Consider the following 26,720-nt stretch of genomic DNA (forward strand, 5'->3'; position numbering starts at 1 on the left):
GGTATTCTAGTCGCCGATTATCAGAGAGGGAAGCCAACAGGCTGTAAGCTTCCTATTCGCATGGAACACTTACCACCTTTAAACTTCGGCTCGGAAAGCAAGCATTCTGCGAATATGAGCTGACGGGAAGCTGCCGTTACCAAGTTACAAGTGCCGTTTTGCCGTGAAAAGCAAGATGGAACGAGGGTGGAACCGCGGGTTAATGATATTTATTACTAAGCTCGTCCCTGTTTTATACAGGGGCGGGCTTTTTGTGTTGTAATGGAATCAAAAACCCTTAATTTGTTTGAACAATAAGAAGGAGTGAAACTGTATGTCTGAATTACTGAAAATATCTTTTCCTGACGGAGCGGTCAAGGAGTTTGCTAAGGGCACTACAACTGAAGACATCGCTGCATCCATCAGTCCTGGTTTAAGGAAAAAATCCATTGCCGGAAAATTCAATGGTGAATTATATGATTTGAAACGCCCGATTGAACAAGACGGTACAATCGAAATCGTTACACAGGACGCAGCCGATGCTCTTGAAATATTACGTCACAGTACAGCACACTTGATGGCACAAGCGATCAAACGTTTGTACAAAAATGCTAAATTCGGTGTAGGGCCAGTCATCGAGGGCGGTTTTTACTACGATATTGATCTAGAAGAATCATTGACTCCCGATGACCTTCCATTGATTGAAAAAGAAATGAAGAAAATCGTCAATGAAAACTTGGAAATTTCCCGTATCGAAGTGAGTCGTGATGAGGCCATTTCCCGTTTTAAAGAAATAGGCGACGAGTATAAACTGGAGTTGATCGATGCGATCCCTGCCGATCAGCAAGTAACGCTCTATGAGCAAGGGGAATTCTTTGACCTTTGCCGTGGAATTCACGTTCCATCAACTGGGAAAATCAAAGAATTCAAGCTTTTGAGCATCGCTGGTGCATACTGGAGAGGCGATAGCAAAAACAAAATGCTTCAGCGCATTTATGGTACGGCTTTTTATAAGAAAGAAGATTTATCCGAACACTTACGTTTCCTTGAAGAAGCCAAGGAACGTGACCACCGTAAAATCGGCAAGGAATTGAACTTGTTCATGAGCTCACAAAAAGTGGGGCAAGGGTTGCCGATGTGGTTACCAAAAGGCGCGACAATCCGCCGGACAATCGAAAGGTATATCGTGGATAAAGAAGAACGCCTGGGTTATGACCATGTCTACACACCTGTAATGGGAAGCGTGGACCTTTATAAAACATCTGGACACTGGGATCATTACCAGGACGACATGTTCCCTGTCATGGAGATGGAAAACGAACAGCTTGTCCTGCGTCCGATGAACTGTCCGCATCACATGATGGTATATAAAAACAGTATCCACAGCTACCGCGAACTGCCAATCCGGATTGCCGAGCTTGGCTTGATGCACCGCTATGAAATGTCAGGTGCCCTTTCCGGCCTTCAGCGCGTACGTGGGATGACATTGAATGATGCGCACATATTCGTCCGTCCCGACCAAATCAAAGAAGAGTTCAAGCGTGTTGTTAACCTGGTCCTGGAAGTTTATAAAGATTTCGATATCAAGGATTATTCATTCCGTCTGTCATATCGCGATCCGCAGGATACAGAAAAATACTTTGATGATGATGCCATGTGGGAAAAAGCCCAAAGCATGTTAAAAGGTGCTATGGATGAACTTGGTCTGGATTACTTTGAAGCGGAAGGTGAAGCGGCATTCTACGGTCCTAAGCTTGATGTTCAGGTGCGTACTGCCTTAGGAAAAGATGAAACGCTATCCACTGTTCAGCTTGATTTCTTGCTTCCTGAACGTTTTGATCTTAATTACGTCGGTGAAGACGGCAAGCAGCACCGCCCGGTAGTAATCCACCGCGGGGTCGTTTCCACAATGGAACGTTTTGTCGCTTACTTGATCGAAGAATACAAGGGGGCATTCCCGACTTGGCTGGCACCCATCCAAGCACAAGTGATTCCGGTCTCACCTGAAGTGCACTTGGATTATGCGAAAGAAGTCCAGGAAAAACTTAAAGCGCAAGGCATTCGTGTCGATCTGGATACACGTGACGAGAAGATCGGTTATAAAATCCGTGAAGCGCAAATGCAAAAAATCCCGTACATGCTGGTTGTTGGAGACAATGAAGCCAAAGAAGGCAGCGTGAACGTACGTAAATACGGTGAACAAAAATCGGAAACGATCGCATTTGAAGATTTTGTTTCAGCGATTAAAGCGGAAGTAAGCCGCTAACAGCAATGGAGGGGCACATATTATTGTGTCCCTCTTATTAATTAAGGCATGATAAAATGAAACCATCATGTGAATATATGTACAGCAATGAAAAGGAGGGTCAGCATGAAAAAGAAATTCACTTATCTATTCGGGCCAACATTCCTTGCCATCATCATCTTATTGTTATTGGATGATTATCGGCAGTATGCCATTGTCCCGGTCCTGCTTTTTTGGATAGCCCTATTTTCTTGGGACAACATTGAGAAAAAGAAAAAGGCGAAAGAAAACTCTTGATTTTTGATGGCTTCGATCAGTATGGCCTGTAACCAAAGGGGGAGTGGGAGAAATGGAAATTCGAAAGGCTTCAAGGGAAGACGCGGGTAAATTGGCAGCTCTATTCAATCATGTTGAAGATTCCGGATATATGCTGTTCAACCCTGGGGAAAGAAAAGCGACGGGGAAGCAAATGGAAAAGCAACTGGAGCAAATCGAAAAAAATCCCCTTTCTGTTTTCCTCGTTGCTGCGAGCGGCCATGATTTGAATGGTTACCTAATATTATTGGGCAATCAATTGGGCCGAACCAGACATTCAGCCAAAATCGTCATCGGCATTGCCGAACAGGATAGAGGAAAAGGCATCGGTACGAAGTTATTTCAGAAAATGGAGGAGCATGCACGGACAAACGAAATCAGGCGCCTGGAATTGTCCGTAATTGCAACCAACGCTCCTGCGCTTTCCTTATATGAAAAGATGGGTTTTGAAAAAGAAGGAATAAAGCGGGAATCGCTGTTTTTTGGTGGAAAGTATCATGATGAATATTTTTTGTCCAAATTACTTTAAAAAAACGTATTGTCAAATAACAGAATGTCTGATAATATTAATTTTGTTGGAAAAACGAATAAATTAGCATTTGACAAGTCATCAGTGTTTATGATATATTTCTAAAGTGAATTGAATACGTGTTTGAGGAAAAGAAGAAGCACCCGCTTCTCACCTGGTTGACGCAAGCAATGCAGTTAACAGGTCATGATTTGATTATTTGGATCTTTCTGAATGAGTCTATCAGTGTGGGTGCAGCATGCATCCACACTTTTTTATTATGATTATATCCTGTAAGCGAGTTGTGAGCGTGACCGAATTGATTCAAATATTCGTATTCGCCAATATCTTTGGAGGTGGCTAACTATTAGTAAAGACGCGATGGTAAACGAGGGCATCCGAGCCCGTGAAGTTCGTCTTATTGACCAAAACGGAGAACAACTTGGAATTAAAACGAAATTCGAAGCATTGGAAATTGCCGCTCGTGTAAATCTTGATCTAGTTTTAGTTGCTGCAAATGCAAAGCCTCCGGTAGCCCGGATCATGGACTACGGAAAACACCGCTTCGAGCAGCAAAAGAAAGACAAGGAAGCACGTAAAAATCAAAAAGTCATCAGTCTGAAAGAGGTTCGTCTGAGCCCGACGATTGAAGAACATGATTTCAATACGAAGCTTCGCAACGGAATTAAATTCCTTGAAAAAGGCGATAAAGTAAAAGCTTCTATCCGATTCAAAGGACGTGCCATTACGCATAAGGAAATTGGTCAACGTGTACTCGTTCGTTTTTCTGAAGCATGTAAAGAAGTGGCTACAATCGAGCAACACCCAAAAATGGACGGACGCAGCATGTTCATTATCTTAGCACCGAAAAACGAAAAGTAATTGTAAAGTAATTTGTAATGAGGAGGAATACCTTATGCCTAAAATGAAAACTCACCGCGGATCTGCTAAACGTTTCAAAAAGACTGGATCCGGCAAACTTAAGCGTTCTAACGCTTACACAAGCCATTTATTTGCTAACAAATCTACTAAGCAAAAGCGTAAGCTTCGCAAAGCTAGCCTTGTAAGCAAAGGTGACTTCAAACGTATTCGTCATATGCTAGACAACATTAAATAAGTTCGATTTATCGAGTTAAATAGGAGGGAAATAACATGCCACGTGTAAAAGGCGGTACTGTTACTCGCAAACGTCGTAAAAAGGTAATAAAATTAGCTAAAGGTTACTATGGCGCGAAACATATTCTTTTCAAAGTAGCTAACCAACAAGTAATGAAGTCAGGAAACTATGCTTTCCGTGACCGTCGTCAAAAGAAACGTGATTTCCGCAAACTTTGGATCACTCGTATCAACGCTGCAGCACGCATCAACGGTCTTTCTTACAGCCGTTTAATGCATGGTCTAAAGCTTGCTGGTATCGAAGTGAACCGCAAAATGCTTGCTGATCTTGCTGTTGCTGACGAACAAGCTTTTGCTCAATTAGCAACTGCTGCTAAACAACAATTAGACAAATAAGTCTGACTGATATCAGCCACTCTCTTTTCAAGAGGGTGGCTTTTTACATTTAAAGGAGGGAATGAGGATGCAAGGAGTATGGTTCATTGTTGTTTATATGATCATCACGAACATCATGGGATTTGCCATAATGGGAGTCGACAAAAGGAAAGCGCGTAATGGGGAGTACCGGATCAGCGAAAAGAAACTTTGGTTTTGGGCGGTCATAGGTGGAGGGACAGGATCCTTTCTGGGGATGAAGCATTTCCGCCATAAGACGAAGCATGGCGCTTTTAAATGGGGCCTGCCTATATTGATGATTCTTCAAATAGGCTTATTGATCAAGATATTCATTCAATGGTAATATGTAGCCCGTATAATGTATATGCTTGTAGAAGCAGCAAAGAGTAGCTGGAGGGAGAGCATGAATGATAAACTGACACTTGTGATGAGCTACATTCAATCCGGAAGCGTGTTTGCACCACTTATCTTTATCACTTTTCATTTATTAAGGCAATTTTTATTCATTCCCGTCATTGTGGTTTGCATGTCTGGCGGAGTATTATTCGGGGCCGCTTTTGGGACCATCTATTCGGTAATCGGTTTGACGTTGTCCAGTATGGCCTTTTATTTCGTGATAGGCAAATTTCCGAAAACAAAGGAAAGGCTGCTGCGGCTTAAGAATAAGTTGTTTGGAAACCGAAAGCTAAACAGCCGGCAAATTGCAGTACTGAGATTAATACCATTCATACATTTTTACTTATTATCGCTTTGCTTATTGGAATCCAATAAAGGGTTGAAAAATTACTTTTATCTATCTTTCATGACTAATATCCCTGTAGCATTCGTATACACGGTTTTTGGCCACTATATTGCCGATTTCAGTCCAACACTGATCGTCATTATTTTATTATCATTAACCTTATTACTATATTTATTGAGAGAGAAGCAGACGGTCGTTCCCTGGAAGGAATTTTTCCGTTCCCATGATTAATATAGAGCCTTGAGTTCATTTTTCTCAAGGCTCTTTGTTGTGCGTGATATTTTTCATTTTTGCAAAAATTCCTTAACCGGGCTTTTCCAATCAATGACGGCATCCGGATATTGTTTTTTTATCGCTTCCTCGATTTTTAAAAAGTCATTTCGCTTCAAGCCTTTCAGGCCCGCAACTTTTTTAGGCCATATGAAGATGGATATGACCTCGAAGGAGCGCTCCGTCGTCCCTAAATACTTTTCCCCTTCAAACATCACCCCGTTGTACGTCAATAAAAAATTCTTTCGTATATTGGCTGTATCGTCGAGCAGAAAGAACTTTTTCTGTTCATGTGCCAGCTCTAATTTTCTTTTCGGGTTAAATAGGTATTTGATGACTGTATATATTAAGAAGATGATAAGAGCCAAAAGAATGAACCGCATGATCAATACCATGGAGCTACCTCCCTAAACAGAGTGATTCCCTTCATTTACGTATGGGTTTTTAATAAGTTTCATTTATTTGATATAATTTAAAGGAAGACGATAGAAAGTAGTGATGAAAATGAACATAGGTAAATTAATGGACATGCAGGCAGCGTTAGATGAGCATATACAATCAAAGCATGATTTGGGTGCTGAAGACTTGGTCGAACGGAAGATACTTGCTCTATTGGTGGAGCTTGGGGAGTTGGCTAATGAAACGAGATGTTTTAAATTTTGGAGTCTCAAAGGCCCCTCTGATAAAGAAACGATTTTGGCTGAATACGTGGATGGGATTCATTTCATTTTGTCACTCGGGATCGAACTGGGATTTGAACCTGAAGTTCCATCCGCCCTCAAGATGCCTCAGGAGGATTTGACGGCTCAATTTACTGCTATTTACGGCTACATCAGTGAATTTCGCACGCAATTGACAGAGTCATCTTTCCAAAAGGTTTTTGCTGAGTATTTACATTTAGGGGAGTTGCTTGGATTTTCAGCAGTGGATGTCGAAAAAGCATATGTAAGCAAAAATGAAGTAAACTACGAACGGCAAAAGCAAGGCTACTGATTGTTGATTGTTTATGCAATCGATTTTCTGTATAATTATTCTTGTAATGTAAGTAATAGGGAGGTAGAGGAATGACTCAATTAGACGAAACGTTAAGAATGCTGCGGGACTTAACGGATGCTAAAGGCATTGCAGGAAATGAAAGTGAAGTAAGAAAAGTGATGACCGAATACATAGCACCATTTGCCGATGAAATATCAACAGATGGCCTGGGAAGTTTGATTGCCAAGAAAACGGGTGATGAAAACGGACCGAAAATTGTCGTTACTGGGCATATGGACGAAGTCGGATTCATGATTACCCAAATTGATGATAAAGGATTTTTGCGTTTTCAGCCGGTAGGGGGCTGGTGGTCACAGGTCATGCTGGCCCAACGTGTGACGATCGTTACAAGTAAAGGTGATGTAACTGGCATTATCGGTTCCAAGCCGCCACATATCCTGTCAGCGGAAGCGAGGAAAAAGCCGATTGATATTAAGGATATGTTTATTGATATTGGTGCAGCAAGCAAAGAAGAGGTTAAGGAATGGGGCGTCAAGCCAGGGGATATGGTCGTACCATATTTTGAATTCACGGTCATGAATAATGAAAAGATGCTGCTGGCCAAAGCCTGGGACAATCGAATTGGCTGTGCAATTGCCATTGATGTACTTAAACAGCTGAAAGATAGCGACCATCCTAATGTAGTTTATGGAATTGGCGCGGTGCAGGAAGAGGTCGGGTTGCGTGGCTCTAAAACATCCACATTCAAAATTCAGCCGGATATCGGTTTTGCCGTCGATGTCGGCATAGCTGGTGATACACCGGGGGTATCCGATAAAGAAGCGATGAGTAAGATGGGGGAAGGTCCGCAAATCGTCATATATGATGCGTCGATGGTAGCACATAAGGGATTACGCGATTTCGTTACCGACACGGCTGATGAAATGGAAATTCCTTATCAATATGAATCGATTCCAGGTGGTGGGACGGATGCAGGCTCCATCCATTTAACGGCAAATGGAGTACCTGCCCTGGCGATCACGATTGCAACCCGCTACATTCATTCACATGCAGCAATGCTTCACCGGGACGATTATGAGAATGCTGTTAAGCTTATTGTCGAAGTGATCAAACGCCTCGACCGTGAAGCGGTTGATCGGATCATTTACGAGTGATATAGTGAAAGTTAAAAATGGAGAGGCCTAATTAGGTCCTCTCCATTTTTTCTTTTCCTTATTTCTATTTATCTTCTACGATTATATAGACAGCTCTGATGGGCCCATGGACGCCGACGACAAGGTCCATTTCAATATCGGCGGAATTGCTCGGTCCTGTTATGAAATTAATGCAGGAAGGAACGACTTCGCCACGGGTAATTTTTGAACGGATGGCCGCAGCAGCCTGGGTCATTCGCGGAACGATGGTGCTTTTTGGAATGATGGAAACATGGCAGGAAGGAAGGAAGCTGATGGAACGGCCGTGGTCCTTATCGCTGAACAAGACGACGGTCGCTGATTCTGCCAATGTCATTTCACTGAATGTGATTCCGATATTGGCACTCTCGGCTTTCTCGATATTTTCTTTCCCTGCTTGGTGATCCCAAACATGGACATCTTTTTCCTTTAGGATATCATCTAACTGATAGGCAGAAAATCGATCGTCCTTAGGGATGATCAAGGGTCCGTTTCCAAGTTCCTCGATAACCTGTTTCAAACACTGCATCACTTGCCTGGAGTCGGTAAGGTGAAACTGAGTATGTACCCTTTTGCACTGCTCCTCCAATTCCTCGACAAGATCATTTGGTGTCGCATGTTTCAAAACTTCTTTTTGGGGGGCATGCTTCCATACCGGAACGGAAATGCCTTCCTTAATAGGAGCCCTTCCCAGGTTTTTGGCAATATTGTTTAAAAACGTCTCTTCATTGTGGATGGTTCCATTCATGATGGTTTCCCTCCTTTTTCCCGATTTTTGAACCAGTCCCGAAAGCTTTCTTTTCCAGGAGCAGGGAACTCGCGGCTTTCTGTCCAAGTTTTGAGTGGCCCAGGTCCCTTTGAAATGAAATCCCCCGTTTTAAAAGGAGACATAGCTGATGGGGCCATTTTGGAACCGAACTTATAAAGCATAGGCGATGCCGCACCGATTCCGAAGGCTTTCATGGCCATCTTTTCTGAAAATGGAGCCATTTTTTCCTTTTCAACGATGACTTCACGATGCTTCCTCAGTAAATCGTGAAGAGGAATCTTTACCGGACAGGCATCTGTACATGCTGCACAAAGAGTTGAGGCATATGGAAGCTCCTTGAAATCATCATACCCTCCGAGCAAGGGGGAAAGCACAGCACCGATTGGTCCCGGATATATTGAACCATATGAATGGCCGCCAACCTGGCGATAGACCGGGCATACATTTATACAGGCAGCACAGCGAATGCATTGAAGAACGGATTGAAACTCAGTTCCCAAGATGGAGGAACGTCCATTATCTACAATCACAAGGTGAAATTCCTCGGGTCCGTCTGCATCGCCTTCATCACGTGGGCCGGTAAGTGCGGTGATGTAACTGGTCAATCTTTGGCCGACAGCGCTTCTTGTCAATAAGCTGACAAGGACTTCGAATTCATCGAATGTAGGCACAAGCCGTTCCATTCCCATCACGGTGATTTGCGTTTTCGGGAGGGCAGTGACCAAATCGGCGTTTCCTTCATTCGTCACCAAACCGATCGAGCCCGTTTCCGCAATTGCAAAATTACAGCCGGTTATGCCCACATCGGCGCTTAAGAAGTCTTTCCGCAGAATGCCCCGGACATGGGCAGTAAGCTCTTCCGGTTTTTCGGTTTGCGTGTAGGCGAGCTTCTCTTTAAAAACATCCCTTATCTGTTCTTTATTTTTATGGAGAGCAGGTGCGACGATATGGGAAGGGGGATCATGATCATCCACTTGTAAAATGTATTCACCAAGGTCCGTTTCGACGACATCGAGGCCAACCGCTTCAAGAGTTGCGTTTAAATTGATCTCTTCCGTGACCATCGATTTGGATTTCACGACTTTTTTGGCATTCTTCTTTACAATGACATCCTTGATGTATCCGCTTGCTTCTTCAGCCGTTTCAGCGAAGAAGACATGACCGCCCCTTTTCGAAACATTTTCTGCAAGCTGATGCAAATAGAAATCAAGGTTACTGAGCACATGCTGCCGGATTTCTTCACCAAGGGAACGCCAATCCTCCCAGTTTCCCAATTCATCAACGGCCGTCAGCCGCCGTCCGTGTAATCGTTCCTGGGCACTCGATACTGCCAATCGCATAAAATCATTATGTATTCCTTCATCCACCCGGTCTTTAAACTTGGCAGAGCTGGTTTTCATAGCCATCGTTTTTCCCTCCTCACTTTCTTTAAATACTATTCAGGACTTCCGCAATATGGAGCACTTTCACCGGTTGCCCCTTCCTTTGGATCCGTCCGCCGATATTCATCAAACATCCTGCATCCCCACCAATTAAAAAATCGGCCCCGGTCGCTTCAATATTGCAGACTTTCTCCTCCACCATTTGCCCGGAAATGTCCCCCATCTTAACCGAAAAGGTTCCCCCGAACCCGCAGCAATTCTGAGCATCGGGAAGAGGTGTCATTTCCAGACCCTTAACATGGCTTAACAAAATGGCAGGTGCTTCATTCACCTTAAGCAGCCGTGTCATATGGCATGAAGTATGATAAGTAGCCTTTCCCTTAAGGGTAGCTCCGACGTCGGTTACTTTTAAGACATCCACGATGAATTGGGTCAATTCATATGTTTTAGCCGCTAATGAAGCTGCTTTGTTTTCCCATTCGGCATCGCCTTTGAAAAGGACCGGATATTCTTTGAACATCGCTGCACAGGAACCGGAAGGGGTTACGATGTATTCAGCATCCGCGAACGTTTTAATCATCTTTTTCATAGCTTCCTTCGAATCCTTCGTATACCCGCTATTATATGCCGGCTGTCCGCAGCATATCTGGGATTCCGGGAAATCAATCTCACAGCCTAATCTCTCGAGCAGCTCCACTGTCGCCTTGCCGACATTGGATTGAAACAAATCAACCAAACAGGTTGCAAAGAGAGTAACTTTCAATCTGAACTCCTCCTTTAAAAAAATAGGTTAACAGGTCATCTGATGACTAAAAAATAGAAAAAGGAAATGGTTAAGAGAATATACCAATTTCCAAGATTTTTAAATGAAGTAATCGTTTTCAAAATAATATATCAATTTTATCTTTGTTTGTATAGGGTATTTTTCAAATTTAAAGGAAGGTCAACGATTCTTTTGCTGATTTTTTTGGATGACCCGGTTCAGTGATTCCTCGACGCTTTGAAGGTGAAACAGCATGGCATTGCGGGCTCCGGCTTCATCTTGTGCCACGATTGCATCATATATCCGGGCATGCTGCTGGTAAAGCTGCTTAAGTGTCATCTCTTCGGAATAAAGAGCAATCCGCCGGATATCACGCATCTTTTCCGTCATTAACTCTGAAACGTGGTTCATCAATGTTATCAGCAGCTCATTTTGGGAGGCATTTGCCACTGCGACATGGAAGGCGATATCCGCTTTATCACTAAGTTCTTCATCGTAGGATACCTTCTCAATATCAGAAAGCCTTTCTTTGAGGTCGATAAGGTCTTCTTCCGTTCTTTTCTTAGCTGCCACCTCTGCCGTGCCGGACTCAAGGATTTTCCGAACTTCCAGCAAATGCTGGATATTGTCTTGATCCATCAAAAGGGCAGCGGACAAGGGATGATTCATGATAGTAGGGTCGAAGGTTTTAACGAATGTTCCTTCCCCTTGTTTTATTTCAATGAGGCCCATTGAACTTAATGCACTTAATGCCTCACGGATGGCCGGGCGCCCAACTTGGAAATTTTCCGCAAGCTGCTGAATGGAATCCAATTGTTCACCTGGTTTCAGGATACCGGACCGAATCATTTCATAAAGTTCATCGCTGACTTCTTCATAAATTTTTTTCGGCTTTATTTTTTTATATACCAAGGGTAGCACCTCTATTTTCTATGAGTTTCTCTGGTTAATATTATATAACACAAATGATCTTTCACACTTCCAGAAGGTTAAAAATCAACAAAAAATAAAAAAAAAATCTTGATTTTATATTTTTAATCATTTAATTTTAATGAATACTCATCAAGTCATCAGATGACTTTGAATATTTAGATATGTAAGGGTTTTCAGTTGGTGGTAGATTTCTGAAATTTTAAAAAATTTATAGTAAATGGAGTCGAAATGAATGACATGGACACAAAACTTTACGCCGATCAACGATAATTTAGTTTTATCATCTCTTGTCGCACTCATCCCAATTATTTACTTTTTCTGGGCACTTACCATCAAACGGATGAAAGGGTACATTGCTGGTATAACCACGTTGCTTGTAGCAATTGCAGTGGCCGTATTGTTATATGGAATGCCGGCAGGAAAAGCGGTGATGTCTGCTTCACAAGGAGCGGTATATGGGCTGCTCCCAATCGGATGGATAATCATCACTTCAGTATTTTTGTACAAAATGACTGTTAAAAGCGGGCAATTCAATATTATTCGCTCTTCTGTGCTTTCGCTTACCGAAGACCGCCGCCTTCAGGCATTATTGGTGGCATTTTCTTTCGGGGCCTTTTTAGAAGGTGCCGCGGGATTTGGAGCACCGGTCGCCATTTCAGCCGCGCTTTTGGTTGGTCTCGGTTTTAACCCGCTATATGCTGCCGGGATTTGTTTGATCGCGAACACCGCACCGGTAGCATTCGGGGCGGTTGGCATACCGATCATCGCCATGGAAGGCCCAACTGGCATAGCCGCCATGGAGATTTCAAAAATGGTCGGCCGTCAATTGCCATTCCTTTCGGTTTTCATTCCGCTTTATCTTATTTTGATAATGACTGGATGGAAAAGATCGCTCGAAGTCTTGCCGGCAATTTTGGTTTCCGGATTTTCCTTTGCCATCACCCAGTACTTAAGCTCAAATTTCCTTGGGCCTGAATTACCGGACATCCTTTCTGCGTTAGTGTCACTATTTGCATTGGCGATTTTCCTTAAATTCTGGAAACCTAAAACGATCTTTCGCTTTGCATCCGAGGAAACGGCAGCAGCTGTCGAACCTTTGGATGATACAGCCGAAGCGGAAACAACGTACACGAAATGGCAGATTTTCCATGCTTGGTCACCATTCCTTCTGTTAACGCTTTTCATATCAATATGGGGGATGAACCCAATTAAGCCTGCGCTCTCCGGACATTATGAAGGCAACAATGTGTTACTTGGCGGAATCAATGAAATCGGGAAACTATTAACCTTCCAAATCGACGTGCCAGGTTTGCATAATGAGATAATTGGAAGCAACGGATTGCCGATTGCGGCTTTCTATAAAATAGAACTGCTTGGAGCAGCCGGAACTGCCATTTTGCTGGCAGCCATCGTTACGAAGTTCATCGCACATATGTCTGCAAAAGACTTTTTTAGCACCTTTGCGGAAGCGATGAATGAGTTGGCAAAACCAATCTTGATGATTTCATCCGTGGTGGCTTTTGCCTACATAACGAATGCTTCAGGCATGTCGACAACATTAGGGATGACCCTTGCAAAATCGGGGGATTTGTTTCCGTTCTTCGCACCGGTTCTCGGCTGGCTGGGTGTGTTCATTACCGGGTCGGATACATCAGCCAACCTCTTATTTGGCAGTCTTCAGAAAGTTACCGCACTTAAAGTGGGGATGGAGCCGGTCCTGGCGCTTGCGGCGAACTCATCCGGAGGGGTCACCGGAAAGATGATTTCACCACAATCGATAGCGATTGCTTGTGCCGCCGTTGGATTGGCCGGCAGGGAATCAGAATTATTGAGATTCACGCTCAAACATAGTTTATTCTTGTTGCTGCTTGTTTGCGTGATTACCTTCTTGCAAAATGGCGTCCTTTCCTGGATGATTCCATAAGTAGAAAGAGGCTCCCTTTCGAAAGGGAGCCTCGAAGTATTTTCCAAGCCCATTTAATAAAGGAGGACATATAATGCAATTGGCTGCCGTGGCAGAAAAATTGGTTCATGAGGTTCGAAAACTGATTGATGAGGAAATCATCATTATTGATCATGCTGGCACGATTATCGCAAGTACCGATGGCAGCCGTATTGGATCTTATCATGAAGGAGCCATCCACGCTTTCAACAATCGTGAGAAATTGATCATCAACAAACAGGATGAACGAAGTTGGAAAGGGGTGAAGGCAGGAATAAATCTACCTATTTTCTTTAATCAGGAAGCCGTTTGTGTAATTGGAATCACGGGAGACCCCAAACATGTTTCCCCCTATGCAGAACTTTTAAAAAAGATGACGGAGATGTTCATTCAGGAAAGCTATCATATCGAACAAGCAGAATCCCAATCACGTCTGATGGAATTCTTTGTATTTGAATGGCATCAGCTGCAGACGTTCAATGAGTCATTCCTTCAGAAGGCTAAGTTGCTTGGGATCGATGTTCATTCAGACCGGATCATAACCCTTGGTGAATTTAAGACTGAAAAAATCATCGAACCTCATGTGTGGAGAACGCTTCAGATATACATAAAACAGCAGCATCCCAAGGACATCGTGGTCCGTTGGGGGAGGAACCAATTCGTCATTCTTTCGATAGCCGATTTTATCGGTTCAAAAATCCAACAATTAAAGAAATTAAGTAAACTGATAAGAAATCTGGAAGAGAGTTCGGGTTATAAAGTGAGCGCAGGGGTTAGTTCACGTGCACCGGGATCCGCATTCAGGCAAGCATTTTTTAAAGCGGAACGTTCCTTGAAAATCGCGTTACCTTCATCGGGAATAATATTTGACGAAGACTTGAAGCTTGAGGTCCTGCTTGATGAAGTTACCCCTGAAACAAGACTTGATTATTTATCCCGGACTATTCAGGATTTGCTTCCTAATGAGGAGCTGCTTAAAACCCTTTCCATGTATTTTGCAAGTGATCTATCTTTGAAGGAAACCGCTGCAGCCCTGCATATCCATATCAATACCCTCCATTACAGGCTCAAGCGCATAGAAGAAATGACCCAGTTGAATCCTAGGAAGCTAGCCGATTTGGTCACTATGTATCTAGCACTAAGAGTATTGGATAAACATACAAATTAATTCTATGGAAAGCTGTAAATTCTATATGTTCATACATAGAAGGTTGAATGTTATTTTCTTATACTTAAATCATATAAAAAATATCGAATTCCATTTGTTTATATGAGGAGGATATACATGTTAACAAAGCAGGTTAAGCAACTACTTCTTACCATCGTTGGTCAGGAGAATTACGATGACTCGAAAGTTGAATGTCTTGTCTATTCATATGATGCCACGCCAGGGTTTCAAGCGATGCCGGATGCTGTCATTAAACCGGGCTGCACAGCTGAAGTCGCAGCCATCGTAAAAGTTTGCAATGAATACCATGTTCCGATCGTTCCACGCGGGTCGGGGACGAATTTGAGCGGGGGCACCTGCCCGACAGAGGGGGGGCTTGTCCTTTTATTCAATCGAATGAATTCATTACTCGAAATAGATGAGGAAAATTTAACGGCGACCGTACAACCTGGGCTCATCACATTGGACTTGATTTCAGCAGTTGAAGAGAAGGGCTTGTTTTATCCGCCCGATCCAAGTTCGATGAAGATCTCCACGATTGGCGGCAACATTAATGAAAACTCTGGTGGACTGCGTGGGTTAAAGTACGGAGTCACCCGTGATTATGTCATCGGGCTTGAAGTGGTCCTTCCGAATGGGGACATCATCCGAACAGGGGGCAAGCTTGCCAAAGATGTAGCAGGATATGATTTAACGAAGCTTTTTGTCGGTTCAGAGGGGACGCTGGGCATTGTTACGGAAGCGATCTTAAAACTGATTCCAATCCCGGAAACCACAAAGACGATGCTAGCCCTATATCAAGATCTGGATGCTGCAGCCCAGTCAGTGGCCAAGATCATTTCAAATAAAATCATTCCCGTCACACTGGAATTTCTGGATCGGCCGACGTTGATCGTGGTTGAGGACTTCGCGAAAATCGGTTTGCCCACCAATGTGGAGGCGGTCCTGCTGATAGAACAGGATGGTCCGCCGGAAGTGGTGGAACGTGATATGAAAAGGATGGCCGATATCTGCCTAGAGGAAAAGGCGGTTTCCGTGGAAATTGCCGAAACGGAATCTGACGCGATTGCCTTGAAAACGGCAAGACGGACAGCCCTTTCCGCACTGGCACGCCTCAAGCCGACGACCATTTTGGAAGATGCCACCGTTCCCCGGTCGGAAATTGCCAAAATGGTTAGGGCGATTAATGAGATTGCAAGCAAGCATAACGTGGACATTTGCACTTTCGGTCATGCGGGTGATGGGAACCTGCATCCAACGTGCATTACCGACGCTCGTGACCATGATGAAATGGAGAGAGTGGAGCTCGCCTTTGCCGACATTTTTGCCGTGGCTATCGACCTTGGCGGGACGATTACCGGTGAACATGGTGTAGGAGCGATGAAGGCCCCTTATCTTGAATGGAAGCTGAAGAAAGAAGGGATTGCCGCCATGAGAGCGATTAAACAAGCATTCGATCCCAATAACATCATGAATCCGGGTAAAGTATTTGCCAAGGAAAGCAGGAAAAGGGTGGTGGTATCTTCATGACGACAGCTCAGGAAAGGGAAACCATTGCCCAACAATTCGCGGGAAAAATGAATGAAGATGAATTGTTGAATTGTATGCGCTGCGGTTTTTGCTTACCCCATTGCCCGACATACATGGAATCGGGGTTAAAGGAATCCCATTCACCAAGAGGCAGGATTGCACTTATGAAAGCGGTGGCCGATGGTGTGATTGCACCCGATGAGGATGTTGAACGTTCTTTGAGTCTCTGTCTCGGCTGCAGGGCTTGTGAGCCTGTCTGTCCTTCAGGTGTGAAATATGGACATCTTCTAGAAGAAGCAAGGGATATCATCCATCAGAATAAGAAACACAGTCTCCCTGTAAAAACGATTCGCAAGGCCGTTTTTAGTGGATTATTCCCGCATCAGGAGCGGATGCAGGCCATGACGAGTTTGCTTGGCTTCTATCAGAGATCAGGACTCCAATATGTGGCCCGTAAAACGGGAGTCCTGAACATGCTTCCTGATAATTTGGCAACCATGGAAAAAGTGCTGCCGAAGGTCCCAAAAAAATCAGAGATGAAAAATAGGCCAACTGAGCTGCCTGCAATCGGAACAGCACTCAAAAAGGTGGCTTTCTTTTCCGGCTGCTTGATGGATACGATGTTTTTGGAAACGAACAAGGCTACACTAAAGCTTCTTCAGCTTGCTGGATGTGAAATCGTTATTCCGAAATCCCAGGCTTGTTGCGGGGCACTGCATGGGCACAGTGGTGAAAAAGAAGGGGCAAAGCAACTGGCCAGGCGTAATATTGAAGCTTTTGAAGCGGACGAAGTGGATTATATTATTACAAATGCCGGCGGTTGCGGAGCTTTTCTCATAGACTATGACCATTTGCTCCAAGATGAGCCGGAATGGAACGACCGGGCAATCGCATTTAAAAATAAGTTGAAAGATATAAGCGAGATCCTTGTGGACTTGCGTTTTCAGGAAAAAGTCCGTCTGAAACTGCCAGCACAATCAGTAACCTTTCAGGATTCCTGTCACTTACGGAATGTGATGAATACCTCCATGGCTCCGCGAATTCTCCTTCAATCGATAGAAGGAATCGATTTCAGGGAAATGAAGGATGCGGATCGGTGCTGCGGCTCGGCAGGGATTTATAATATTGTTGAATCAGAGATGTCCATGAATATCCTCGACACTAAAATGGAGCACACTAAATCGACACAGGCCGATATCGTTGTCACGGCAAATCCTGGCTGTCTGTTACAAATGCAATTGGGGATCGAGAGGGAAAACCTGGGGGCATGTACCAAAGCGGTGCATATAGTGGACCTGCTAGTGGAGGCCGTGGGTTTATAATAGAAGAAAAAAGATTAGATGAAAATAATGAAATGGGATTATTCGGATAAACATTACATTTTTAAAAATGGGGGAACCCTTATAATACCTGGATTTCATTTGAAAAATTGTTCTGTGCTGAGAACAAATTGTAATGATATAACATAAATGAAATATTGATTTCTCGTTTACTTAGGTGTATGGCGGGTAGAGTTTATATATAGCATCACTAAACCAGTCAACAAAACCTAAGGAGGAATGTAAAATGAATAAAACAGTATATGGAGTATATGAATCAAATGCAGAAGTGATCCAAGCAATCAATGCACTTAAGGCCAAGGGCTTTGAAGGGGACGATATTACGGTCGTCGCAGACAAGGAAGAAACATTGGATTTCACGAACCAGCAACGCGAAACGGATGTTCATACAATGACGAATGTTCCTAACGACGAATCATTCATGGACAAGGTGGCACGCTTCCTCATGCCGGAAGATACGGCAGACCTTTCAACAAGATTGGCGAATGCTGGTCTTTCGAATAGTGAAGCGGCTGAATATGTCTTTGATGTAGAAAACGGAAAAGTCCTGGTTCTGGTCGAAGAAGGTGAAGGGCACCTGGGGACGGCAAGAGATAAATTCACGACAGGAACAATGGACACTGCCGGTACAAGGCTGGATACGAACTCCGCCAACCCGCTTTATAACGGGACTGAAAAAACCGATGCACTGAATAAAGAAGATGTTTATGGAGTGAACGGGCAAGGCCGTGAATTGCCTGAAGATGAAAGGACGCTTAAACTTCGGGAAGAACAACTGAACATTGACAAAGAAAGAGTTCAGACAGGTGAAGTGGTCATTAATAAAGAAGTCAATGAACAACATAAAACGATAAATGTTCCTGTTGAACACGAAGAAGTGACGGTCGATCATAGATCGGTTTCAGGACGTGAAGAGAATCTGGAAACTGGAAGCATTGAAGATGGGGAAACACTACGTATCCCAGTAGTTGAAGAAAAATTGGAAGTTTCGAAAAAACCTGTTGTCACAGATGAAATTGTCATCAGGAAACATGCTGTACAAGAAACGGAACAAGTTCAGGATACCCTTAAAAAGGAAGATATCAAGCTTGATAGTACAGATGAATCGATCGTAAATGAGAAAAAGGCAACTGAACGAAGAAGCGACCGCTTCTAAGAAGTGATGGAAATGGCCTGCAGTTTTTAAAACTGCAGGCTTCTTTCTATTTTAAAGCCTGATAGAGGTTCGAACTTAGGGGAGGAGAACCTTTGAATGCCATTTTTTGTTTAATTAGCACCCATCGGGGTATAAATACAGATAAGAAGAAATATCGGAATAATAGGAGGAAGATGCATGGGAAAAACATTATATGGTGTTTTTAATTCGGAAGAAGAAGTAATCCAGGCTATACAATCCTTCAAGGAAAAAGGAGTCCATGAGGGAGAAATAACCGTAATGGCTGATAAGAAAGAAGATTTGGGTTTCGTCAATGAAAAGCGGGATCCGGATGTAGACGTCGTTACTAACTCGAACGACGATTCCTTCATTGATAAGATGAAACACTTTTTCCTGAACGAGGGTTCTGGAGATATAAGGAACCGACTAGGTGACTTAGGGCTTGCCGATAGTGAAGCCACCGCTTATATAAACGAAGTGGAAGCTGGAAAATTCCTGATTCTTTTAGATGAATCGGAAACTTTAACACAACGAGAAGGCGTAACTTCCAACGGCATGCAGGGTGCAGACGAACTACCTGCAGAGAATCCGCTTAAAACAGGGGTGGTGAACAATCCGGACCCGAACCTTTTTCCTGAAACAACTGCGAATGCATTTCAAACAAGGGAAGTGGAAGCACAGCCAGGAAGAAGCGAAGAACTTCACGGAAATTCTGCCAACATCTTTGATAAGGAAGAGCTGGATACGAAGCGAGCCCAAGAAAGGGAAATCAGGGGGAACTCCACCGAAAAGTATAAGGAACAAAAGCCAGGGGATCATAAGTCTCTGGATCCTCAAGGAGCACTGGATCGGACCTTAAGCCCGAATGCTAATAATGGGCAGCAAGAGAAAGAGGACATTTTGAAGGATGAATACATTAAAAATCGAATTAATACCGATAATCTATAATACGCAAAATAGCAGCCTGCACAAGGCTGTTATTTCAGTTTGTAGACAAAAGGGATTCTAAAAAGTGGAACGGGTATGCGAGACCCCGCAGGCGCCGAGTAGGCTCCCGGACCGCCCGCGGAAAGTCAGTGCCTGGAGGCAACGTTCGAATTGTACAAACCCTTAAAAAACTGTAGATAATTTTAATCTGAAACCTTTTAGGCAAAGGGTTCCCTCGTTTATTAGTCAGGAATTCTCAATAGACTATTTGCTTGTTTATTGATAAAGCCGCAAGGTATAATTACAAAGGAATTTTATTATAAGTAAAGTAACAAGGAGGGGGAAAAACATGGAAAAAAACATATATGGTGTTTTTGACTCTAATCCGGAACTACTTGCTGCAATTCAAGATTTACAAGCAAAAGGCGTGACTGGCTCCCAAATGACAGTAGCAGCTGATATAAAAAATGATGTGCAGCTTGGAAATGAACATACGGATATCCTGATCATCGCCAATCAGGATAAGGAGGATACTCTTTTTTTAAAAATCTTCCACTACTTCACTGATGAAGGATCTGGAGATTTACGCAGCTTTTTCACGAAATACGGCTACTCTTTTGCTGAGACAAAAGCGATGCTTAAAGAAGTGGGTGCTAAGAAATTCATTCTTCTTATCGATGAAGAAGTCTCTATCGAAGAATTGAAGGCTGGCGCCGGTAAAGTGGTACCAATGAAGAAGTAAGCTAACTAAAAAAATAACAGCCTTTGAGGGCTGTTATTTTTTTAATCCTGCTTCGAGGGCAGTGATCATTTCTTGTTTTTCCTGTTCAGATGAATTTTGCCAGATGACCTCGAATAATACTCCCAATCCAGGAAGCATTTTTTCCTCGCCATTCTGTATGGCATCGACAATCGTGTCTTCTAGCTGCTCTTGCGAATTTCCAGATACATTTTGGATAATCGCATTACGTAGGTTTAAATTCACAATTATTCCTCCTCTAACACATAATGACTGACATTAATAGCATTTCACAAACTCGTATGCAATATGTATGTGAATTGCGTTATAATAGGAAAATCAGTGTTAAGTTAAAGGAGCGTTTACCCTTGAAATATATCGAATCGGTAAAAAACCCGCAAGTGAAGCAATGGAAAAAGCTATTGACGAAAAAAGAACGAGATAAAACAGGCAAATATTTAGTCGAGGGTTTTCACCTAGTTGAAGAAGCCTTAAAAGAAGATATCGTCATGGAAGTGATCGTCAATGAAGAAACTGAAATGCCAGCCCATTTTAAGCTGGAAGGTACAGAAGTCATCTATGTGAAAAATGATATTATGAAAGCGATATGCGATACCGAAGCCCCACAGGGAATTGCAGCTGTTTGTGAACAGAAATCAACGAGCATGACGTCCATTAATCCGGATAAACTATTGTTGATCGATGCCGTCCAGGATCCGGGGAATATTGGAACGATGATCAGGACAGCGGATGCAGCTGGAATCGATGCGGTCATTCTTGGCGAAGGGTGTGCCGACTTGTATAATCCCAAAGTGGTACGTTCGACACAAGGGAGCCTATTCCATATGCCTGTCATTAAAGGGAACCTTTCCGAAATCATCGATGAGCTGAAGCAAATCGGCACACCGGTCTATGGCACGGCATTAGAAGGAGCATCCCCATTTGAAGAAGTGGAAAAGTCTTCCCGATTTGCCCTGCTGGTCGGCAATGAAGGCCAAGGAGTATCGAAGGAATTACTGGAGAAAACGACTAAAAACCTTTATATTCCCATCTACGGAAAAAGCGAATCTCTGAATGTGGGGATCGCTGCCGGGATTTTAATGTACCATTTACGAAAATCGATTTGAAACGGCCGTGGAATTATAATATAATAAAACAGAATTTTATATTGAAACAACGATGACAAAGAATAGTAACTTAAGTTATCCATATCCAGGGAAAAAATGCCTTGACTGAAAGCATTTTTATGGCACTGCTTAAGGGAATTCACCTTTCGAGTTGGCATTGGGAAGACAGAATGTCCGAAAAATGTTCCGGTGAAGAGCCGTTATTTTTAATGAAGTGAGTGCAGAAGTTTATTTGTTCATGCACTAATAAGGGTGGTACCGCGATACATAAACCTCGTCCCTTTAGGGATTGGGGTTTTTTTGTGTTCATTTTTACAAAAGGAAAATAAAGGAGGAAGACATGATGCAGGAACGTTTACTAGAACTGCAGGAAGAAGCGTTGCAAAAAGTTGCCGCCGCTTCCGAATTAAAGGAACTGAATGAAGTACGTGTCGCTTATTTAGGGAAAAAAGGACCAATCACTGAGGTATTGCGCGGCATGGGTAAATTATCTGCCGAAGAACGTCCGAAAATCGGGGCACTAGCCAATGATGTTCGGGAAGCGATCGCAACAAAGATCGAGGAGAAACAAAAAGCACTTGAAACTGCGGCGGTCAATGCTAAGCTAGCAACTGAAACGGTTGACGTCACACTTCCAGGACGTCCGGTTAACAAGGGGAATCTTCACCCATTAACACGTGTCGTGGAGGAAATCGAAGACTTATTCATCGGAATGGGTTATACGGTTGCAGAAGGTCCCGAAGTTGAAAGCGACTACTACAACTTCGAGGCACTTAACTTGCCAAAAAGCCATCCGGCACGTGATATGCAGGACTCCTTCTACATCACGGATGAAATCCTGATGCGTACGCACACTTCACCGGTTCAAGCCAGAACGATGGAAAAACATAAAGGTCAAGGTCCTGTTAAAATTATCTGCCCGGGTAAAGTATATCGCCGTGATAACGATGATGCGACACACTCCCATCAATTCCAGCAAATTGAGGGCTTGGTCATCGATGAGAACATCAGCATGAGCGACCTGAAAGGAACGCTTGACGTATTTGCGAAAAAAGTATTCGGGCAAGACCGTGAAATCCGTCTTCGTCCAAGTTTCTTCCCATTTACGGAGCCTTCCGTCGAAGTGGATATTTCTTGTAAAATTTGCGGTGGTAAAGGCTGCAGCGTATGTAAACAAACAGGCTGGATCGAAGTGCTTGGCGGCGGGATCGTTCATCCGAACGTCCTTGAAATGGCTGGCTTCGATTCCAAGAAATACTCTGGATTCGCATTTGGAATTGGCGTAGAACGGATTGCCATGTTGAAATACGGTGTGGACGATATCCGTCATTTCTATACGAATGATGTTCGATTCTTAAAACAATTCAACCATCACGAAGCATAAATTTTTATTTTAAAAAGGAGGACCTACCATGTTTGTGTCATATAAATGGTTACAAGATTATGTTGACCTTTCAGGCATCAATGCGACGGAGCTAGCAGACAAAATCACGAAAAGCGGCATTGAGGTTGAAGGGGTAGAAAAGAAAAGTGAAGGGCTTAAAGGAGTCGTCATCGGGCATGTCATTGAACGTGAACAGCATCCAAATGCGGATAAGTTGAATAAATGCCAAGTTGATATCGGGGCCGAAAATCCCGTTCAAATCATCTGTGGGGCACCGAATGTCGATAAAGGCCAAAAAGTCGCAGTCGCTACTGTTGGCGCAGTCCTTCCAGGTAATTTCAAAATCAAGAAAGCGAAACTTCGCGGAGAAGAATCGCACGGGATGATTTGCTCGCTTCAAGAATTGGGCTTCGAATCCAAGCTCGTGTCCAAGGATTATGCTACAGGCATCTTCGTCTTCCCTAATGATGTGGAAGTGGGGAATGATGCATTGGAGGAACTCGGATTAAGTGATGAAGTGCTGGAACTTGGACTGACTCCAAACCGTTCTGATGCATTAAGCATGCTTGGTGTTGCATACGAAGTGGGTGCCATTTTAGGCCGGGAAGTGAAATGGCCGGTTGTCGAGAAAGAAGAGGCAGCTGAAAAAGCTTCTGATTATATCAGTGTCAAAGTGGAAGCGAAAGAAGATAACCCGATATACATTGCAAAAATCATTAAAGATGTTAAAGTCGGCCCCTCACCGCTTTGGATGCAGACTCGGCTAATGTCTGCAGGTATCCGACCTCATAATAATGTGGTCGATATCACGAACTACATTTTGCTTGAATATGGTCAACCGCTACATGCCTTTGATTATGACCGCTTTGGTTCAAAGGAAATCGTCATCCGCAGAGCGAAAGATGCAGAAAAAATCGTAACGTTGGATGAAGCTGAACGCACTTTGACACCAGACCATTTAGTGATCACAAATGGCAGCGAGCCTGTTGCAATAGCTGGTGTAATGGGCGGAGCGGATTCCGAAGTGAAAAATGATACAACGAACATCATTATTGAAAGTGCATATTTTGCAGGTACAGTAGTTCGTAAAGCTTCTAAAGACCATGGCTTACGCAGTGAAGCAAGTGCCCGTTTTGAAAAAGGCGTCGATCCGGCCCGTGTACGTGAAGCTGGAGAACGTGCAGCACAATTGATTGCACAATATGCTGGCGGAACAGTCTTACAAGGAGCGGCAGAAGTGGATGAATTGACAATGGAACCTGCGGTCATTAGCATCACACTTGAAAAAATCAACACACTTCTTGGAACAAGCATGACCGTGTCAGTTGTGGAGTCCATCTTCAAACGCCTTCAATTCGGCGTCGAACTTGACAATGAAACGTTCACCATCACTGTCCCGACGCGCCGTGGTGATATTACGATTGAAGCTGATTTAGTTGAAGAGGCTGCACGTTTATATGGATATGATAACATTCCCGCTACACTGCCGATCGGTTCTTCTACTCCAGGCCAATTGACTGACTATCAAATTAAACGGCGGAAAGCACGCCGTACACTTGAAGGCGCAGGCCTTTATCAAGCGGTGACCTATTCACTGACAAGCCAGGAAAAAGCGTCCCAATTCGCATTGGAAGCTAGAGAATCCATTCGTTTAGCAATGCCAATGAGTGAAGAACGGAGCCAATTGCGTTTGAGCATCGTTCCTCAATTGCTGGAAGTCGTGAAATATAACAATGCCCGCCAAATTGATTCACTAGCCCTGTATGAAATCGGTTCGGTTTTCTTTAAGCAGGACGAACAAGAACTTCCTGAAGAAAAAGAACATATTGCTGGAGCCATCACAGGCCTATGGGAGTCGCACCTATGGCAAGGTGAAAAGAAACCAGTGGATTTCTTTGTAGCCAAAGGCGTGATCGAAGCGTTATTCGATACACTTGGATTAGCTGATCAAATCAGTTACCGCCAAGCGGAAATCAACGACATGCATCCAGGACGGACAGCGGAAGTACTTTTGAATGGTGATGTGATTGGCTTTATCGGCCAAGTGCACCCAACCGTCCAAAAAGACTTGGATATTAAAGAAACATACATTTTCGAACTTTCCTTAAAAGCATTGGCCGAAGCCGAAGTAGCGCCGATTGCCTACAAAACCATTCCGCGCTATCCATCAACAACACGCGATATCGCGCTCGTTGTGGACCAAGCTACGAAAGCCGGGGACATTCAGGATATTATTGAAGAAGCTGGTGGCAAACTACTGAAAGAAGTAAGCATCTTCGACTTATACGAGGGTGACAGAATGGAGGAAGGCAAGAAATCCATTGCCTACTCACTGAAATACTTCGATCCGGAACGTACCCTAACGGACGAGGACATTACAAAAGCACATGAAAAAGTGCTTGAAGCCGTCAAAGAAAAAGCTGGCGCAGAACTAAGAGGATAAAACCAAAAAGACAGCTCCCTGAATCCAGGGAAGCTGTCTTTTTATGAACTTACGAGAAAAACGCCTAAATTCAGTAAAATGTGCAAATTCACGAGTAAATGGCGTGAATTCACGAGTAAAGTGCGGAAACTCACGAGTAAAACGCGTAAAGTCACGAGTAAAACGCGTAAACTCACGAGAAAAACGCGCAAACTCACGAGTAAAGTGCGCAAACTCACGAGTAAATCACGTAAACTCACGAGTAAAAGGCGCAAACTCACAAGAAAATGTGCACATTCACGAGTAAATCAAGTTCTTCATTAAACAAAAAAAGGCGGCTGTACCCGGAAGGTCAGCCGCTTTCCCTTATTTATGATATTTCTGTTGATATAATCGCTTCGCTTTTTCTGTATTGGCGAAGTGGGTTTTCGTGAATTCGTTTAATGAATCGATTCCTTTCTCATGAATCAATCTTGCGGCCGCTTCATCGACTGCAAAGCCGGCACCTTTAGGGATTTTGAATCCGGCTTTTTCACTCAGCAAATCAAAGCGTTTGACGAATGCATATCGGGCCAGGATGGAAGCGGCTGCCACTCCAAGGTGTATGCCTTCCGCTTTTGTGCATAAATAGGTGGCATTGGCTTGAAATAGTTCTTGGCCTTTTAGGTAATTGAAAAATACATCTGGTTGAGCGAATTGATCAATAAGGACCGCTTCCGCTTCTTCCGGCTGGATTTTTTGTATGAGATTCTTGATCGCCTGGTTATGGAGGATTGCCTTCATTTTTCCTTGTGACATTCCCTTTGCCTGCAGCGTATTATATTTCGGGTTGTCGCATGTGAGCAGGCTGAATGGCACCACATCCTTAATCTGTTTGGCAATTTCGATGATTTGTGGATCCTTCAGATTTTTGGAATCCTGGACACCAAGTTCCTTCAACAGGGCGAGTTGCTCCTTTTTTGCATATACGGCCACTACGGTGATCGGACCGAAATAGTCTCCTGTTCCGACTTCATCGGAACCAATCACTGACATGGTTCCGATATTTGCAGGTGGTGAATAGCGGTGGACGTTTACTGATGCAGATGAAGCCGTTTTTTTCTTTGGGGCCGCAGCAGTGGTATTTTGTTGCCATTTTACCGCTTCCTGTTCGGCATTCTTACCCTGAAAGAGTACCTTTCCGGATTTATAGGCAGTCACCGTACATAGCGGCGGTTTTGCGGAAAAGATGCTCCCCGGCGGCAGCTTGGCGGCCAAGGATGAAGAATAATGGGATTTCATCGCCTTTATTTGTTCAGGGCTGATAAGTAAAACAACATGGGACATAATGGGTAAACTCCTAACTTCATTTTATTTTTTAGGTAATCTTCTTCCTTAAATCGTTTTTTTTTGACAAATT

Annotated in this window: 28 protein-coding genes and 2 other annotated features; of the genes, 20 read left to right on the top strand and 8 right to left on the bottom strand. The window is 43.6% G+C overall.

All coding sequences use genetic code 11. The annotated features are described in order from the left end of the window. The first annotated feature begins 313 nt into the window (after positions 1 to 313). From thrS to QUF94_RS08090, 8 genes are all read left to right on the top strand, one after another. Positions 314 to 2,245 carry a threonine--tRNA ligase gene (gene thrS, locus QUF94_RS08055; RefSeq protein ID WP_289315399.1) on the top strand — a complete coding sequence of 644 codons (1,932 nt, stop codon included), beginning with the start codon at positions 314 to 316 and terminating at the stop codon, positions 2,243 to 2,245. A gap of 105 nt (positions 2,246 to 2,350) precedes the next feature. Further along, the gene (locus QUF94_RS08060) at positions 2,351 to 2,521 is read left to right on the top strand and encodes a hypothetical protein (RefSeq protein WP_289315400.1); all 171 of its coding nucleotides are present in this window, start codon (positions 2,351 to 2,353) and stop codon (positions 2,519 to 2,521) included. 52 nt (positions 2,522 to 2,573) lie between these two features. Next, positions 2,574 to 3,068: a GNAT family N-acetyltransferase gene (locus QUF94_RS08065; protein ID WP_289315401.1), complete on the top strand. Its 495-nt coding sequence runs from the start codon at positions 2,574 to 2,576 to the stop codon at positions 3,066 to 3,068. 125 nt (positions 3,069 to 3,193) lie between these two features. Continuing rightward, positions 3,194 to 3,330, top strand: a sequence feature (ribosomal protein L20 leader region). Between the two features lie 98 nt (positions 3,331 to 3,428). After that, positions 3,429 to 3,929 (top strand): translation initiation factor IF-3, encoded by a 501-nt coding sequence (gene infC / locus QUF94_RS08070; protein ID WP_034309072.1) that lies wholly within the window; start codon positions 3,429 to 3,431, stop codon positions 3,927 to 3,929. A 34-nt stretch (positions 3,930 to 3,963) separates the two neighbouring features. Further along, complete coding sequence (gene rpmI / locus QUF94_RS08075; RefSeq protein WP_034309070.1) at positions 3,964 to 4,164, top strand: 50S ribosomal protein L35; 201 nt, start codon at positions 3,964 to 3,966, stop codon at positions 4,162 to 4,164. 35 nt (positions 4,165 to 4,199) lie between these two features. Next, on the top strand, positions 4,200 to 4,559 hold the full coding sequence (gene rplT, locus QUF94_RS08080) for a 50S ribosomal protein L20 (RefSeq protein WP_034309067.1): 360 nt from the start codon (positions 4,200 to 4,202) through the stop codon (positions 4,557 to 4,559). Between the two features lie 67 nt (positions 4,560 to 4,626). After that, on the top strand, positions 4,627 to 4,902 hold the full coding sequence (locus tag QUF94_RS08085) for a DUF1294 domain-containing protein (protein WP_289315402.1): 276 nt from the start codon (positions 4,627 to 4,629) through the stop codon (positions 4,900 to 4,902). A gap of 60 nt (positions 4,903 to 4,962) precedes the next feature. Beyond that, complete coding sequence (locus QUF94_RS08090) at positions 4,963 to 5,532, top strand: TVP38/TMEM64 family protein (RefSeq protein WP_289315403.1); 570 nt, start codon at positions 4,963 to 4,965, stop codon at positions 5,530 to 5,532. A 53-nt stretch (positions 5,533 to 5,585) separates the two neighbouring features. Here QUF94_RS08090 and QUF94_RS08095 read toward each other — a convergent pair whose 3' ends face one another. Continuing rightward, positions 5,586 to 5,966, bottom strand: a complete 381-nt coding sequence (locus tag QUF94_RS08095) for a sigma-w pathway protein ysdB (protein ID WP_101222875.1) — start codon at positions 5,964 to 5,966, stop codon at positions 5,586 to 5,588. 109 nt (positions 5,967 to 6,075) lie between these two features. On the opposite strand from QUF94_RS08095, the gene QUF94_RS08100 reads away from it, so the two are divergent. After that, entirely contained in the window at positions 6,076 to 6,564 is a 489-nt protein-coding gene (locus QUF94_RS08100; RefSeq protein ID WP_289318320.1) for a dUTP diphosphatase, read from the top strand. A 71-nt stretch (positions 6,565 to 6,635) separates the two neighbouring features. After that, positions 6,636 to 7,721, top strand: a complete 1,086-nt coding sequence (locus QUF94_RS08105; protein ID WP_289315404.1) for a M42 family metallopeptidase — start codon at positions 6,636 to 6,638, stop codon at positions 7,719 to 7,721. A gap of 64 nt (positions 7,722 to 7,785) precedes the next feature. Here QUF94_RS08105 and QUF94_RS08110 read toward each other — a convergent pair whose 3' ends face one another. The 4 genes from QUF94_RS08110 to QUF94_RS08125 all read right to left on the bottom strand — a co-directional run bounded on the left by QUF94_RS08110 (position 7,786) and on the right by QUF94_RS08125 (position 11,565). Further along, a complete protein-coding gene (locus tag QUF94_RS08110) occupies positions 7,786 to 8,490 on the bottom strand; it encodes a LutC/YkgG family protein (protein WP_289318321.1) in 705 nt (234 codons plus the stop codon). Then, positions 8,484 to 9,914 (bottom strand): LutB/LldF family L-lactate oxidation iron-sulfur protein, encoded by a 1,431-nt coding sequence (locus QUF94_RS08115; RefSeq protein WP_289315405.1) that lies wholly within the window; start codon positions 9,912 to 9,914, stop codon positions 8,484 to 8,486. The genes QUF94_RS08110 and QUF94_RS08115 overlap by 7 nt, the downstream gene beginning before the upstream one ends. 22 nt (positions 9,915 to 9,936) lie before the next feature. Continuing rightward, positions 9,937 to 10,653, bottom strand: coding sequence for a (Fe-S)-binding protein (locus tag QUF94_RS08120; protein WP_289315406.1), 717 nt, complete (start codon positions 10,651 to 10,653; stop codon positions 9,937 to 9,939). 180 nt (positions 10,654 to 10,833) lie between these two features. After that, on the bottom strand, positions 10,834 to 11,565 hold the full coding sequence (locus tag QUF94_RS08125; RefSeq protein WP_289315407.1) for a FadR/GntR family transcriptional regulator: 732 nt from the start codon (positions 11,563 to 11,565) through the stop codon (positions 10,834 to 10,836). 253 nt (positions 11,566 to 11,818) lie between these two features. Here QUF94_RS08125 and QUF94_RS08130 point away from each other — a divergent pair, with 253 nt between their 5' ends. From QUF94_RS08130 to QUF94_RS08160, 7 genes are all read left to right on the top strand, one after another. Beyond that, the gene (locus QUF94_RS08130) at positions 11,819 to 13,510 is read left to right on the top strand and encodes an L-lactate permease (protein WP_289315408.1); all 1,692 of its coding nucleotides are present in this window, start codon (positions 11,819 to 11,821) and stop codon (positions 13,508 to 13,510) included. Between the two features lie 73 nt (positions 13,511 to 13,583). Next, entirely contained in the window at positions 13,584 to 14,696 is a 1,113-nt protein-coding gene (locus tag QUF94_RS08135) for a PucR family transcriptional regulator (RefSeq protein WP_289315409.1), read from the top strand. A 117-nt stretch (positions 14,697 to 14,813) separates the two neighbouring features. Beyond that, positions 14,814 to 16,226: a glycolate oxidase subunit GlcD gene (glcD, locus tag QUF94_RS08140; protein ID WP_289315410.1), complete on the top strand. Its 1,413-nt coding sequence runs from the start codon at positions 14,814 to 14,816 to the stop codon at positions 16,224 to 16,226. Then, the gene (locus tag QUF94_RS08145; protein ID WP_289315411.1) at positions 16,223 to 17,548 is read left to right on the top strand and encodes a (Fe-S)-binding protein; all 1,326 of its coding nucleotides are present in this window, start codon (positions 16,223 to 16,225) and stop codon (positions 17,546 to 17,548) included. The genes glcD and QUF94_RS08145 overlap by 4 nt, the downstream gene beginning before the upstream one ends. Positions 17,549 to 17,792: 244 nt before the next feature. Continuing rightward, positions 17,793 to 18,722, top strand: coding sequence for a YsnF/AvaK domain-containing protein (locus QUF94_RS08150; RefSeq protein WP_289315412.1), 930 nt, complete (start codon positions 17,793 to 17,795; stop codon positions 18,720 to 18,722). Between the two features lie 177 nt (positions 18,723 to 18,899). Next, complete coding sequence (locus QUF94_RS08155; RefSeq protein WP_289315413.1) at positions 18,900 to 19,670, top strand: YflT domain-containing protein; 771 nt, start codon at positions 18,900 to 18,902, stop codon at positions 19,668 to 19,670. Positions 19,671 to 19,998: 328 nt separating this feature from the next. Beyond that, positions 19,999 to 20,391 (top strand): general stress protein, encoded by a 393-nt coding sequence (locus QUF94_RS08160; protein ID WP_289315414.1) that lies wholly within the window; start codon positions 19,999 to 20,001, stop codon positions 20,389 to 20,391. Positions 20,392 to 20,424: 33 nt separating this feature from the next. On the opposite strand, the gene sspI is transcribed toward QUF94_RS08160, so the two are convergent. Then, positions 20,425 to 20,634: a small acid-soluble spore protein SspI gene (sspI, locus tag QUF94_RS08165; RefSeq protein ID WP_057911488.1), complete on the bottom strand. Its 210-nt coding sequence runs from the start codon at positions 20,632 to 20,634 to the stop codon at positions 20,425 to 20,427. 122 nt (positions 20,635 to 20,756) lie between these two features. Here sspI and QUF94_RS08170 point away from each other — a divergent pair, with 122 nt between their 5' ends. The 3 genes from QUF94_RS08170 (at position 20,757) to pheT (ending at position 25,342) form a co-directional block, all read left to right on the top strand. Then, positions 20,757 to 21,515, top strand: coding sequence for a TrmH family RNA methyltransferase (locus QUF94_RS08170; RefSeq protein ID WP_289315415.1), 759 nt, complete (start codon positions 20,757 to 20,759; stop codon positions 21,513 to 21,515). Positions 21,516 to 21,558: 43 nt separating this feature from the next. Then, positions 21,559 to 21,800, top strand: a binding site (T-box leader). A 58-nt stretch (positions 21,801 to 21,858) separates the two neighbouring features. Further along, positions 21,859 to 22,899 carry a phenylalanine--tRNA ligase subunit alpha gene (gene pheS, locus QUF94_RS08175; RefSeq protein ID WP_289315416.1) on the top strand — a complete coding sequence of 347 codons (1,041 nt, stop codon included), beginning with the start codon at positions 21,859 to 21,861 and terminating at the stop codon, positions 22,897 to 22,899. A 28-nt stretch (positions 22,900 to 22,927) separates the two neighbouring features. Beyond that, positions 22,928 to 25,342 (top strand): phenylalanine--tRNA ligase subunit beta, encoded by a 2,415-nt coding sequence (gene pheT / locus QUF94_RS08180; protein ID WP_289315417.1) that lies wholly within the window; start codon positions 22,928 to 22,930, stop codon positions 25,340 to 25,342. Positions 25,343 to 25,383: 41 nt separating this feature from the next. On the opposite strand, the gene QUF94_RS08185 is transcribed toward pheT, so the two are convergent. After that, positions 25,384 to 25,602, bottom strand: coding sequence for a hypothetical protein (locus QUF94_RS08185; protein WP_289315418.1), 219 nt, complete (start codon positions 25,600 to 25,602; stop codon positions 25,384 to 25,386). Between the two features lie 85 nt (positions 25,603 to 25,687). Further along, complete coding sequence (gene rnhC, locus QUF94_RS08190) at positions 25,688 to 26,647, bottom strand: ribonuclease HIII (protein WP_289315419.1); 960 nt, start codon at positions 26,645 to 26,647, stop codon at positions 25,688 to 25,690. Positions 26,648 to 26,720 lie beyond the last annotated feature (73 nt).

The organism is Peribacillus sp. NJ4, from assembly GCF_030348345.1.
Taxonomy (GTDB): Bacteria; Bacillota; Bacilli; order Bacillales; family DSM-1321; genus Peribacillus.